The following is an 11,904-nucleotide window of genomic DNA, read 5'->3' as shown; positions in this document are numbered from 1 at the left end:
AATGCGCTACCATGGCGGCCCGCCCGCATACGCCTGCCAGCATGCTCCATTCCGTCTCGCCGATCGGCTACCTGCGCTCCTGCTTCAAGGAAAAATTCGCCATTCCGCGTCAGCCGCAACTGGCGCCGGCCGCCCGAGGTGTGCTGGAGCTGCTGCCGCCCTTCGATCAGGGCCAGGCTGTCGAGGGGCTCGAGCAGGTCAGCCATGTCTGGCTGCTGTTCCTCTTCCATCAGGCCCTGGAGGAAAAACCACGCCTCAAGGTCCGCCCTCCCCGCCTAGGCGGCAACCGCTCGCTCGGGGTGTTCGCCACCCGCTCGACCCACAGACCCAATGGTATCGGCCAGTCGGTGGTCAGGCTGGAGAAGGTCGAGGCAGGACGCCTGTGGCTGTCCGGCATCGATCTTCTGGACGGTACCCCGGTGCTCGACATCAAGCCCTACGTCCCCTATGCAGACTGTCTTCTGCAGGCCCGCAACGCTATCGCCGAGGCGCCGCCGCCGGCGATTCCCGTCGACTGGAGCGAATCGGCACGACTGCAGGCGCAGGCACAGGCCACTCGCCTCGGCGAGCCGCTGGTCGAGCTGATCGAGCAATGCCTGGCCCAGGATCCGCGCCCGGCCTACCAGGTACCGGAGCCCTCGCGTCGCTATGGGGTGCGGTTCTGGGATGTGGAGGTGCGCTGGCATTACCCGCAGCCGGGACGAATCCGCGTGCTGGAAGTGCTGCAGGCCTGAGCCGCGTACCAGAAACGAAGAAGCCCGGACAGGCCGGGCTTCGCGAGAGAAAAATGCGCTTCTACTTCTCGACGAAGGCGCGCTCGATCAGGTAGTCGCCCGGCTCGCCCATGCGCGGAGAGATCTTCAGGCCGAAGCTGTCCAGCACCTCGCAGGTCTCGTCGAGCATGCTCGGGCTGCCACAGATCATCGCGCGGTCGTCCTGCGGGTTGAGCGGCGGCAGGCCGATATCCTCGAACAGCTTGCCGTTGCGCATCAGATCGGTGAGGCGCCCCTGATTGCGATAGGGCTCGCGGGTGACGGTCGGGTAGTAGATCAGCTTTTCCCTCACCGCATCGCCGAAGTACTCGTTCTGCGGCAGGTGCTCGGTGATGAACTGCTGATAGGCCAGCTCGCTGACCTGACGCACGCCGTGGATCAGCACCACCTTCTCGAAACGCTCGTAGACCTCCGGATCCTGGATCAGGCTCATGAAGGGCGCAAGGCCAGTGCCGGTGCTGAGCATGTAGAGGTGCTTGCCGGGCAGCAGGTCGCCGGTCACCAGGGTACCGGTGGGCTTGCGGCTGACCATCAGCTCGTCGCCCTCCTTCAGGTGCTGCAGGCGCGAAGTGAGCGGACCGTTCTGCACCTTGATGCTAAAGAACTCGAGATGCTCCTCGTAGTTCGGGCTGGCAATGCTGTAGGCCCGCATCAGGGGGCGCCCCTCGACCTCGAGGCCGATCATCACGAACTGACCGTTCTCGAAACGCAGGCCGGGGTTGCGGGTGGTCTTGAAACTGAACAGGGTATCGTTCCAGTGATGAACACTGAGGACACGCTCTACGTTCAGATTGCTCATTAGGGGCTCCTTCGGCTGGTGCTGCCTGGCGGCAGGATTGCCGCCAATTCTAGGAGCCGGCAAACTATCTGTTAAGTAAATTATCAAGATATGGATAATCGGTTATATAGATATGCGATTCACCCTGCGCCAGCTTGAGGTCTTCGCCGCCGTGGCCCGTCTGGAAAGCGTCACCCGCGCGGCCGAATCCCTCGCCCTCTCCCAGTCGGCGGCCAGTACCTCGCTGACTGAACTCGAGCGCCAGTCCGACTGCCTGCTCTTCGATCGCGCCGGCAAGCGCCTGAAGCTCAATGCCCTGGGCCGGCAATTGCTGCCCCAGGCGATGGCGCTGCTCAACCAGGCACGGGAGATCGAGGAGCTGCTCAATGGCAAGGAGGGGTTCGGCTCGCTGGCCGTGGGCGCCACGCTGACCGTGGGCAACTACCTGGCGACCCTACTGATCGGCGCCTTCATGCAGCGCCACCCGGAGTCGCGGGTCCGGCTGCACGTGCAGAACACTGCGCACATCGTCCAGCAGGTGGCCAATCACGAACTGGATCTCGGCCTGATCGAGGGCAGCTGCCAGCATCCCGACGTGGAGCTGCAGCCCTGGGTGGAAGACGAACTGGTGGTGTTCTGCGCCCCGCAGCACCCCTTGGCGCAGCGCGGCCGGGCGAGTCTGGGCGAGCTCGTCGGCGAGGCCTGGATCCTTCGCGAACAGGGCTCAGGCACGCGCCTGACCTTCGATCAGGCCATGCGCCATCATTGCCCGGCGCTGAATATCCGTCTGGAGCTGGAGCATACCGAGGCGATCAAGCGTGCGGTCGAGTCCAGCCTGGGAATCGGCTGCATCTCCCGCCTGGCCCTGCGCGACGCCTTTCGCCGCGGCAGCCTGGTGCCGGTGGAAACTCCAGAGCTGGATCTGAGGCGACAGTTCTGCTTCCTCTGGCACAAGCAGAAGCTGCATACCGCGGCCATGCGCGAATTTCTCGAACAGTGCCGGGCACTGACCGCCGGAGTGCGGCGCAGCGACGAGATTGTCCTGCCGCCGATCGCTTGACGAGCGGCGGCTGCATCGGCGGCTCAGGCCGGCAGCGACTCCAGCTGCTGCAGCAGCAGGGCCGCCTGGGTGCGGGTGCGCACTCCGAGCTTGCGGAAGATCGCCGTCACATGGGCCTTGACGGTCGCTTCGGAGACGTTCAGCTCATAAGCGATCTGCTTGTTCAGCAGACCGTCGCAGACCATGCTCAGCACGCGGAACTGCTGGGGCGTCAGGCTGGCCAGGCCGGCGCTGGCGGCCTTGGCCTCGGCGGAAACGCTGACCGTTTCCTGGATCTGCGGGGGCCACCACTCGTCGCCGTCGAGCACCGCACGCACCGCCTGCTGCAGGGTCTCCAGGGGACTCGATTTGGGAATGAAGCCGGACGCACCGAATTCGCGGGCTCTCGCCACCACTGCGGCGTCCTCCTGGGCAGAGATCATCACCACCGGAATCTGCGGGTACTGTCCGCGCAGCAGGACCAGCCCGGAAAAACCATGAGCGCCAGGCATGTTGAGATCGAGCAGGACCAGGTCCCAGTCCGCCTTTTCCTCGAGGCGGGCCTCCAGCGCGGCGATGCTGTCCGCCTCCACCAGCCGCACCACGGGACCCAGCCCGAGGGTCAGGGCCTGCTGCAAGGCACTGCGAAACAGCGGATGGTCATCGGCGATCAGGATTTCATAAGAAAGCATTGGCGGATCCCGTTTCTTGTCGTGTAGACCTGATGCGACAGCGAGCCGGGACAGGACAATCTGACCAGCGGCTCCACACCCGCAGGACGGGTGTGGCCGGTCATTCAGGCGGAAAACAGCAGTTTACGCGTTTTTCGCGGCGGGCGGGGGCGCTTCGCTTGTCCTGCGCAGAGTTTTCGTGCCTCAGAGAAAGGTACGCAGGCGCCGATGAAGCTCGTCGTTGAAATCCAGGGGGCGATTCCGCTTGGCCGCCAGGTAATGATCGGTGAACACATCCAGGTAGGCGGCCAACGCCTCGCCAGCCCGCTCGTCGCCAGCCAACTCAAGGCAGAGTGCGGCAACCTCCGCGGTGCACAGGTGGTCGTCGCGCTTCGAGCGGCGCAGACGGTAGCGCGACAGCTGCTCCGGCTGCAGGCCGAGCACCGGCAGATCATCGAGATAGGGGCTCTTGCGGAACATCTTGCGCGCCTCGGTCCAGGTGGCATCGAGGAGAATGAACAGCGGCCGCCGACCCTCCTCCCGGCACACCTCGCCCACCACCCGCTGCGGCGCCGCATACTCGCCGGGAAACACCACATAGGGCTGCCACTGCGGATCGTCGAGCAGCGCCGGCAGACGCGCATCCACCGCGGTACGCGACCAGCCGAAGGCGGTGGTATTGGCCACCACGTCGGCGATCAGCCATCCGGTGTTGCTCGGCTTGAGCGGCTCGATGTCGTGCATCAGCAGGCAGACGCCGGACTCGGTTGCGATCCGCGGACGCCAGGCACACAGGCAATGGCTGACGGGTACCCGGCAGGCCGGACAGCGTGGCGTTCGCGAACCGCGCGCCTGGAAGGGCTTCAGGCTGCGTGTCAGACGCTCCTCGCGCAGGCGGGACACGGCATGGCTCACGGGTATGGCGCAAAGGTCATGGGAAATGGGCACGATCGTCGGTACGGGCAGGAATCGGGGAGCGGCAGTCTAGCAGAGCCCCGGACAAGCCCAGCCCGGCGGACGGGAAGTCCGACATTGTCCCCACTGCAGACGCACCTATAATGCGACGCCTCGACTGCCGGAATATCGGCCCGGATCGCCGGCACCCCACTCCAGGAGATTCCCATGTTGCGACCGACTGCTTTTGCCCTCCTCCTTCTTCTGCCGGCAGCGGCCCTGGCCGCCTCCCTGAAGGACTACGAGCTGACCAGGATGCTGGAGAAGGTGGCCAAGGAAAGCAGCACAGGCACCCCGCGCGCGATCAACGAAGACATCCTCGACCAAGGCTATACGGTGGAGGGCAACGAGCTGGTCAACCACCTCAGCGTGCGGACCTCGCACGCCCAGCAGATGCGTGCCCATCCCGATGCCGTGCGCAGCCAGCTGCTCGGCAGCGTGTGCAGCAACCGGGGCTTTCGCCAACTGCTCGCCAAGGGCGCAGTGCTGCGCTACCAGTTCACCGAGTACCAGAGCAACCGCCCGGTGACCACAGAACGCTACCGCGCCGCCGACTGCAACCTGTAAGCAGCACAGCCGGCGACGCCCGATATCGCCTCAAACGCCCTGACAGGACGCATGCAGCTGCGCCGGATCGCCTCGCCCGGCGAGAATGTCGGCCTCCTCCCGGGTAAGCAGCGTGGTGGCCGGCACCTCCAGCAGCGTGGCGCAGGCCTCCAGGACATGGGCCCAGCTGGCGTGGTTGGCGAACAGCATGCCGGCCTCGTCCAAGGTACCCCCGACATTGCGGTAGCCAAGTGCCAGCGTGCGGCGCGCATCCGGCAGGATCGACCAGAGATGTCCACGGGCGACCTCCGGACGCATGTGGGTCAGCAGCACACGGCGCGCGTGGCTGTCCGGGAACAGCCGAGCGATCACCTGAGGATTGGCCAGCGCCGCCGACTCCCAGCGATCGCGCGGTGCGCGGAAGCGTCCCGGCTCCTGCAGATAGACCAGCCGATAGGCCTGGCCGGCCGCCCTCAGACGCTCGGCCGCGCGGCACATCTCCGCCAGCTGGTAGCTGCCGTTGGCGATCAGCAGCAACGGTTCGGCTCCGGCCAACTCCTCGACGATCAATGCCCCCTCGCGTGCCAATTGCTCGGCCTGCGAGCGATCGAACAGCACCGGGCGGTCGCGCTTGGGCACGACCAGGCAGGCCAGTTGTCCGCGTGCCTCGTAGAGTGACGGCAGCAGAGCGAGCAGGCTGTTGTGGTCGGCCGGGAAGAGCACCCGCAGCATGTCGCCCATCTCGCCGAGCAGCGCCTCGCTGAAGGTGGTGTCCTGGTGCGACTGCTGGTTCTTGCCGTTTTCCCAGGTATGCGAGGTGGCCACCAGCGGCCAGCCCAGCCAGCCGGCCGGTCGGCCGACCTCCTTCTGCTGGCGGGCGAAGATCAGGCACTGCCGCACCGCGCCGAGCATCTTCACGCAGAAGGCCTCGTAGCTGGCCACCAGGTTGAGCCCGCCCTGGTTGCCCAGACAGGCGGAGACCACCGCCTCCTCGTTCAGCGCGGTGATGACCTTGCCGTCCAGCGCCTCGAGTTCGCTCTCGGGCTGACAGACGCGATGCTTGAGCGCCTTGAGCACACTGCCCAGACGGTTGCTGGCCAGTTCGTCGGGATTGCCGACGCGCGGGCGCAGCTCCGGATTGGCCAGCACCAGATCGACGAAGAAACGGTCCAGCGCCGCCATCGGCGATATCCGCTCGCCCGGCTTGCAGTAGTGCAGTGCAGGCATTGCCGGTGCCGGCGGATGGCGCAGGGCAAGCGGGTTGTCGCGCGGCAACGGACGGCCCTGGCGCGCGCCGGTGAACAGCGCGCAGGCGGCCGAAAGCTCCTGTGGTGGAACCCACAGCGCTGCGGCATGGCGGTTGAACAGCACCCGCGAATCGGCGTCGCGCTGCGGGCAGCCCGGCAGCGGCAGATTGTGTGCGGCATTGCTGCCGGCACCGTAAAAGCCGAAACCCTTGATCGTCTCGGCGATGCCATAGGGAATCGGCAGCGGGTAGCCGAGGATGCCCCGCTCCAGCTCCTCCACCCGCCGCCCCAGGCGCTGCTGCATTTCCCAGAGCGTACAGGCGAAGGCCGCCGGATCACGACCGTCGAAGCCGATCGGATCGAAGCCACAGCGGCGCAAGTGCTGGCGGAAACCCTCCAGCCCCTCGTGGCTGCCCAGTTCGGTGCGCTGTTCGATGCGCCGGCCGTTGGCGATCATCACCGGCAGCGCCGCGCCGCAGTCCTCGGCGCGCCACCAGCGCGGCATCCAGTCGCTGCCGCGCTGCTCCTCGGCGGCGCCGTCGGAGAGGAAGGCCACCAAGGTCTCCCCGGGCAGGGGCAGGTGCGCATACTGCAGCTCGGCGAAGCCCAGGTAGCCGCCTTCGGCGATCCCGCCGGCGGTATGGGCATTGACATGGCTGCCCAGCGGCACGGCCGGACGACCGTCGGCAGCCTGCCGGTAGCTGTAGAAATCCTGCACCAGACGGGTCATGCCGGCCTCGTCGCCGGGATAGGCACGAGCCTGCTCGGGCAGTTGGTTGCCGGTCAGCAGGTTGAGCGCGTCGATGGCCGCCACGCAATGTCCTTGGCCCATCAGCCAGCCGCGGTTCTCGCCGCTCAGGACGTTCAGGGCGAGATAGCCGGCATAAGCCGGCACCATGTTCAGCGCGCCGCCGGTATGGCCTTCCGGATTGGCCTTGAAGTCCTCGGCCTCGAGCGGCGTGCCATCCAGGCGCACGCGCCGGGCATAGGTCATGTGCACCACCAGCCAGAGCCCCGCGGCGGCCAGACGGTCGAGCGCGTACAGCAGGCGGTAGACGCTGGCCACATCGGGCTGCAGGCCGGCCTGGACCAGTTGGTGGGCCAGACGGAATACTCCGGCCTGGGTTTCGGCGGCATGCTGCAGGGGACCATAGCCCTGGCGCCACTGCTCAAACGAAGGCTCGACCCGGGCGTGCTCGTCCAGCTCGGCGAGGGGCGGGAGAATCTGAGGCATTGCGGGCTCCATCATGAATATCCATTGCAGTCTATGCCATCTTCCCCGCGCCTGAACTCATCGACGGGGTCTCTCGGCCGGCCGGCAACCCGGGCACAGTGCAGCCGGCTGCCCTTTCCTGGCCAGGCAGCCACGGGGAGCGTTCTTATAGATCGATTAGTTCGGTCTGCAACTATGATGATTCATATCAGGGCGAGCTGACGGTCAGCGCCGACACTCTGCCCCCCATTGTCCGCAGTCAAGGAAATAACATGGCCCTGCTCAGCTTTCTCGGTGCGATTCAAGAAGTGACCGGCTCCTGCTACCTGGTCGAGACGCGCGACGGCAGCCGCGTGCTGCTCGAATGCGGCATGCGCCAGGGAGGCCGCCGCGAGGAAGAGGAGGTCAACGCCCGGCCGTTTCCCTTCGACCCGGGCAGCCTCAACGCCGTGGTCATTTCCCATGCGCACATCGATCACAGCGGCTTGCTGCCGCGCTTGGCCGCCGCCGGCTACCGGGGGCCGATCTTCGCCACCGAAGCCACCTGCGAACTGATGGACCTGATGCTGCTGGATGCAGCCCACCTGCAGGAAAACGACGCGGCATGGGAGAACAAGTGGCGGGCCCGTCTCGGCAAGTCGCCGGTGCAGCCGCTCTACACCACGGCCGACGCCGAGAAGGCGCTCTCCCTGTGCCGCCCGCAGCCTTATGGTACCCCGCTGGAGGTGGCACCGGGCGTGATCGTCACCTTTCACCAGGCCGGGCATATCCTCGGCTCGGCCATCGTCGAGATGGAGCTGCATGATCACCACCTGACTCGCCATCTGGTGTTCTCCGGCGACCTCGGCAACACCTGCACTCCCCTGATGCGCGACCCGACGCCACTGTCGCGGGCCGACCTGGTGCTGCTCGAATCCACCTACGGCGATCGAGACCACCGCAACAGCGAAGAAACCCTCGAAGAGTTCGCCGAGATCCTGCAGAAGGCCCATCGCGACGGCGGCAACGTGCTGATCCCCTCCTTCGCCGTCGGCCGCACCCAGGACCTGCTCTTCTACCTGGGGCGCTTCTACCAGGAGGGTCGCCTGCCTCAGCAGGCGGTGTTCCTCGACAGTCCCATGGCGATCCGCGCCAATGCCATCTATTCGCACTTCGCGGAAGAGTTCGACCCGGTGGATCGCAGCCTGCTGCAGGCCAAGGGGGTCAAGCGCGCCGAAGACTGGCTGCCGATCCTGCGCACGACGCCCACCCCGGAGGAATCGATGGCAATCAACCGGATCAAGAGCGGCGCCATCATCATCGCCGGCAGCGGCATGTGCACCGGCGGGCGCATCGTGCATCACTTCAAGCACAACCTGTGGCGTCAGGAATGCCATCTGGTGTTCCCTGGCTTCCAGGCACAGGGCACTCTGGGACGACGCATCGTCGACGGCGCCAGCAACGTCAAGGTGCTTCATCAGCGCATCGCCGTGCGCGCCCAGGTGCATACCCTCGGCGGCTTCTCAGCCCATGCCGGTCAGTCCCAGCTAATCGACTGGGTGCGGCACTTCGATCACCGTCCCGAGCTATATCTGGTACATGGAGAACGGGAAAAGATGCAGGTCCTGCAGCAGGTCCTGCATGAACGCCTGAACTGGACAGCCACCATTCCCGAGCGAGGTGAGCAAATAGCAATCTAAGGCAAAGCGGCAGTAAGATGGCCGAGCGAGCCGGAATAAAAAATGGACCGACCGCCGCCATACCGGGCCGTCATGATGACCAGGCCTGCCATCGGAGCGATGCTGTCCACAGCATCGTCAAGATTCCGCGCCCAAGGAGAAGTCCATGCCTTTCGAATCGGACGAGTTCCTTTCTCGTCATTTCCAGACCAGCGGCGTCGACATCAATGCGCTCGTCGATGCCCTGGTCGATGAAATCGTTCCTGAAACCAGCCCCAACCTCCCCCTCTACCGGGAGATGCTGTACACCGTCATCCGCATGGCCCAGGCCGACCGCAACCGCTGGGACGCCAAGATCATGCTGCAGACCCTGCGTGAAATGGAGCAGGCCTTCAGCCGCCTCGAGCAGTTCAAGCGTCGCCGCAAGGTCACCGTATTCGGCTCGGCGCGCACGCCGATCGAACACCCGCTGTACGCCCTGGCACGCGAACTCGGCCGCACCCTGGCACGTCATGACCTGATGGTCATCACCGGAGCCGGCGGCGGCATCATGGCCGCCGCCCACGAAGGCGCCGGGCTGGAAAACAGCCTCGGCTTCAACATCACCCTGCCCTTCGAACAGCATGCCAACCCCACGGTCGAAGGCACGCCGAACCTGATGTCCTTCCACTTCTTCTTCGTGCGCAAGCTGTTCTTCGTCAAGGAAGCCGATGCGCTGATCCTCTGCCCCGGCGGCTTCGGCACCCTGGACGAGGCGCTGGAGGTGCTGACCCTGATCCAGACCGGCAAGAGCCCGCTGGTTCCGGTGGTCCTGCTGGACGAGCCGGGCGGCACCTACTGGGCGGATGCCCTGCAGTTCATCCGCAAGCAGCTGGAAGGCAACCGCTACATCCTGCCCAGCGACATGCATCTGCTCAACCTGGCCAACAGCGCCGAGGAAGCGGCCGAGGAAATTGCCCAGTTCTACCGCAACTACCACTCCAGTCGCTGGATCAAGGACCGCTTCGTCATCCGCATGCATCACCTCCTGAGCGAGGCAGCGCTGACCCACCTGTGCGACGAGTTCGCCGACCTCTGCCTGAGTGGCACCTTCGAGCAGCAGGGCTCCTGCGAAAGCGAACAGGACGAACCGGAACTCTGCCATCTGACGCGTCTGAGCTTCATCTTCAATGCCCGCGACCACGGCCGGCTGCGCGAACTGCTCAACTTCATCAACCTCTCGCGGAACTGGGCCGTCAAGGCCTGACCCCGCGCGATGCCAAGGCCTGCACAGCCAGGCCACCGGCCGCGCAGACACAGCGCAATGCCCACCACACTCGGCACGCGCCGCCATGCATGGCATGGCAGCGAGCGCCCTGGCCCTGAACGGCAGGAATGCGGAAGGTCGCTCTACGCTGAACCAACGCCACGACAGCCGGGCGCCTCCGCAAGTGGCAAGACTCAGCAGTCGCCGGACAAGCCACCACGCAGCAAGCGGTTGATCATTTCTGGAGGGAAACCGCGGTAGCCAAGGAAACGCCCCTGGCGGGCACGCTCGCGCGCGTCGCCGGGCAGGCAGCCGGCGAACTTGCGTCGCCAGGTGTCGGTCAGCAGCTCGGCCCAGTCCAAGCTGCTCTCGCGCAGCGCCTGCTCGATGGCCTGCCGCGGAAGACCGCGCTGGGCCAGCTCCTCGCGAATCCGCAGGGGACCGTAGCCGGCACGGGCACGGCTGGCCACGAAGGCTTCCAGATAGCGGGACTCGCTGAGCAGCCCCTCGTCCGCCAGACGGTCGAGGGCAGTCTCGACCAGCTCAGGCGAGGCACCGCGCCGGAGCAGCTTGCGGGCCAGTTCGACCCGCCCGTGCTCACGACGGGCCAGCAGGTCCATGGCAGCCCGCCGCACAGCGGCGGGATTGTCGAGCGGGCCCATTGCCGACGAACTTAGTAGTCAAGATCCGCATCGGCGGGCTCTTCGGCCAAGGCTGCCGGACGGGCATTGGCAGGCGAGGCGAGCAGTTGATCGCGGATGCTCTTCTCGATGGCTGCAGCGACTTCCGGATTATCCTCGAGGAACTTGGCCGCATTGGCCTTGCCCTGGCCGATCTTGTTGCCCTGGTAGCTGTACCAGGCGCCGGACTTCTCCAGCAGGCCGAGCTGCACACCGAGGTCGATGATCTCGCCGTTGCGGTAGATGCCCTTGCCGTAGAGAATCTGGAACTCGGCCTGGCGGAACGGCGGCGCGACCTTGTTCTTCACCACCTTGACGCGGGTCTCGCTGCCGATCACCTCGTCGCTCTCCTTCACCGCGCCGGTACGGCGGATATCCAGACGCACGGAGGCGTAGAACTTCAGGGCATTGCCGCCGGTGGTGGTTTCCGGGTTGCCGAACATCACGCCGATCTTCATGCGGATCTGGTTGATGAAGATGACCAGGCAGTTGGCGTTCTTGATGTTGCCGGTGATCTTACGCAGGGCCTGGGACATCAGACGCGCCTGCAGGCCGACGTGCTGGTCGCCCATCTCCCCCTCGATCTCCGCCTTGGGCACCAGTGCTGCCACGGAGTCGACGATGATCACGTCCACTGCGTTGGAGCGCACCAGCATGTCGGTGATCTCCAGAGCCTGCTCGCCGGTATCGGGCTGCGAGACCAAGAGGTCGTCGACGTTCACCCCGAGCTTGGCGGCATAGTCCGGATCGAGCGCGTGCTCGGCGTCGACGAAGGCGCAGGTGGCGCCCTGCTTCTGCGCCTCGGCGATGGTCGACAGGGTCAGGGTGGTCTTGCCGGAGGACTCGGGGCCATAGATCTCGACGATCCGTCCCTTGGGCAGGCCGCCGATGCCAAGCGCGATGTCCAGACCCAGGGAGCCGGTGGAAATGGCCGGAATCGCCTGGCGCTCGTGGTCGCCCATGCGCATCACCGCGCCCTTGCCGAACTGCTTTTCGATCTGGCCCAAGGCCGCAGCCAAGGCACGCTTCTTGTTCTCGTCCATTGAAGACCTCGCGTATTCAGAAGGGCCTGACGGCCACCACACACTGTATAAGTAGA

The 11,904-nt window shown here is 65.7% G+C and carries 11 protein-coding genes; 5 read left to right on the top strand and 6 right to left on the bottom strand.

The annotated features are described in order from the left end of the window. Window positions 1-41: 41 nt before the first annotated feature. On the top strand, window positions 42-734 hold the full coding sequence (tsaA, locus tag GCU53_RS19090; protein ID WP_152389007.1) for a tRNA (N6-threonylcarbamoyladenosine(37)-N6)-methyltransferase TrmO: 693 nt from the start codon (window positions 42-44) through the stop codon (window positions 732-734). Window positions 735-795: 61 nt separating this feature from the next. On the opposite strand, the gene fpr is transcribed toward tsaA, so the two are convergent. Continuing rightward, window positions 796-1,572, bottom strand: coding sequence for a ferredoxin-NADP reductase (gene fpr / locus GCU53_RS19085; RefSeq protein WP_152389006.1), 777 nt, complete (start codon window positions 1,570-1,572; stop codon window positions 796-798). 112 nt (window positions 1,573-1,684) lie between these two features. Between fpr and GCU53_RS19080 the strand changes: the two genes are divergently transcribed. Beyond that, window positions 1,685-2,611: a LysR family transcriptional regulator gene (locus GCU53_RS19080; RefSeq protein WP_152389005.1), complete on the top strand. Its 927-nt coding sequence runs from the start codon at window positions 1,685-1,687 to the stop codon at window positions 2,609-2,611. Between the two features lie 23 nt (window positions 2,612-2,634). Here the strand turns inward: GCU53_RS19080 and erdR are convergent, their stop codons facing one another. Both erdR and GCU53_RS19070 read right to left on the bottom strand, forming a co-directional pair. Then, complete coding sequence (erdR, locus tag GCU53_RS19075; RefSeq protein WP_152389004.1) at window positions 2,635-3,282, bottom strand: response regulator transcription factor ErdR; 648 nt, start codon at window positions 3,280-3,282, stop codon at window positions 2,635-2,637. A 183-nt stretch (window positions 3,283-3,465) separates the two neighbouring features. Next, window positions 3,466-4,176: a tRNA-uridine aminocarboxypropyltransferase gene (locus tag GCU53_RS19070; RefSeq protein WP_208845322.1), complete on the bottom strand. Its 711-nt coding sequence runs from the start codon at window positions 4,174-4,176 to the stop codon at window positions 3,466-3,468. 207 nt (window positions 4,177-4,383) lie between these two features. Between GCU53_RS19070 and GCU53_RS19065 the strand changes: the two genes are divergently transcribed. Continuing rightward, window positions 4,384-4,782 (top strand): quorum-sensing-regulated virulence factor family protein, encoded by a 399-nt coding sequence (locus GCU53_RS19065; RefSeq protein WP_152389002.1) that lies wholly within the window; start codon window positions 4,384-4,386, stop codon window positions 4,780-4,782. Between the two features lie 30 nt (window positions 4,783-4,812). On the opposite strand, the gene GCU53_RS19060 is transcribed toward GCU53_RS19065, so the two are convergent. Then, window positions 4,813-7,242 carry a phosphoketolase family protein gene (locus tag GCU53_RS19060; RefSeq protein WP_152389001.1) on the bottom strand — a complete coding sequence of 810 codons (2,430 nt, stop codon included), beginning with the start codon at window positions 7,240-7,242 and terminating at the stop codon, window positions 4,813-4,815. 251 nt (window positions 7,243-7,493) lie between these two features. Here GCU53_RS19060 and GCU53_RS19055 point away from each other — a divergent pair, with 251 nt between their 5' ends. Together GCU53_RS19055 and GCU53_RS19050 are read left to right on the top strand one after the other, a co-directional pair. Next, entirely contained in the window at window positions 7,494-8,900 is a 1,407-nt protein-coding gene (locus tag GCU53_RS19055) for an MBL fold metallo-hydrolase RNA specificity domain-containing protein (protein ID WP_152389000.1), read from the top strand. Between the two features lie 145 nt (window positions 8,901-9,045). Continuing rightward, window positions 9,046-10,125 carry an LOG family protein gene (locus GCU53_RS19050; RefSeq protein WP_152388999.1) on the top strand — a complete coding sequence of 360 codons (1,080 nt, stop codon included), beginning with the start codon at window positions 9,046-9,048 and terminating at the stop codon, window positions 10,123-10,125. A 194-nt stretch (window positions 10,126-10,319) separates the two neighbouring features. Here the strand turns inward: GCU53_RS19050 and recX are convergent, their stop codons facing one another. Both recX and recA read right to left on the bottom strand, forming a co-directional pair. Beyond that, window positions 10,320-10,787 (bottom strand): recombination regulator RecX, encoded by a 468-nt coding sequence (recX, locus tag GCU53_RS19045; protein WP_152388998.1) that lies wholly within the window; start codon window positions 10,785-10,787, stop codon window positions 10,320-10,322. An 11-nt stretch (window positions 10,788-10,798) separates the two neighbouring features. Next, entirely contained in the window at window positions 10,799-11,848 is a 1,050-nt protein-coding gene (gene recA, locus GCU53_RS19040; RefSeq protein WP_152388997.1) for a recombinase RecA, read from the bottom strand. Between the last annotated feature and the right edge of the window lie 56 nt (window positions 11,849-11,904).

Source organism: Azotobacter salinestris (assembly GCF_009363155.1).
Taxonomy (GTDB): domain Bacteria; phylum Pseudomonadota; class Gammaproteobacteria; order Pseudomonadales; family Pseudomonadaceae; genus Azotobacter; species Azotobacter salinestris.
Note: the sequence above shows the minus strand (reverse complement) of the source record. Positions and strands in the feature narration are given on the sequence as shown.

Excerpts from the sequence above, each read along its gene's own strand:
- tsaA (WP_152389007.1), top strand. The coding sequence starts at position 42 with ATGCTCCATTCCGTCTCGCCGATCGGCTACCTGCGCTCCTGCTTCAAG.
- GCU53_RS19065 (WP_152389002.1), top strand. The coding sequence starts at position 4,384 with ATGTTGCGACCGACTGCTTTTGCCCTCCTCCTTCTTCTGCCGGCAGCG.
- GCU53_RS19060 (WP_152389001.1), bottom strand. The coding sequence starts at position 7,242 with ATGCCTCAGATTCTCCCGCCCCTCGCCGAGCTGGACGAGCACGCCCGG.
- GCU53_RS19050 (WP_152388999.1), top strand. The coding sequence starts at position 9,046 with ATGCCTTTCGAATCGGACGAGTTCCTTTCTCGTCATTTCCAGACCAGC.
- GCU53_RS19080 (WP_152389005.1), top strand. The coding sequence starts at position 1,685 with ATGCGATTCACCCTGCGCCAGCTTGAGGTCTTCGCCGCCGTGGCCCGT.
- recX (WP_152388998.1), bottom strand. The coding sequence starts at position 10,787 with ATGGGCCCGCTCGACAATCCCGCCGCTGTGCGGCGGGCTGCCATGGAC.
- recA (WP_152388997.1), bottom strand. The coding sequence starts at position 11,848 with ATGGACGAGAACAAGAAGCGTGCCTTGGCTGCGGCCTTGGGCCAGATC.
- GCU53_RS19055 (WP_152389000.1), top strand. The coding sequence starts at position 7,494 with ATGGCCCTGCTCAGCTTTCTCGGTGCGATTCAAGAAGTGACCGGCTCC.
- fpr (WP_152389006.1), bottom strand. The coding sequence starts at position 1,572 with ATGAGCAATCTGAACGTAGAGCGTGTCCTCAGTGTTCATCACTGGAAC.
- erdR (WP_152389004.1), bottom strand. The coding sequence starts at position 3,282 with ATGCTTTCTTATGAAATCCTGATCGCCGATGACCATCCGCTGTTTCGC.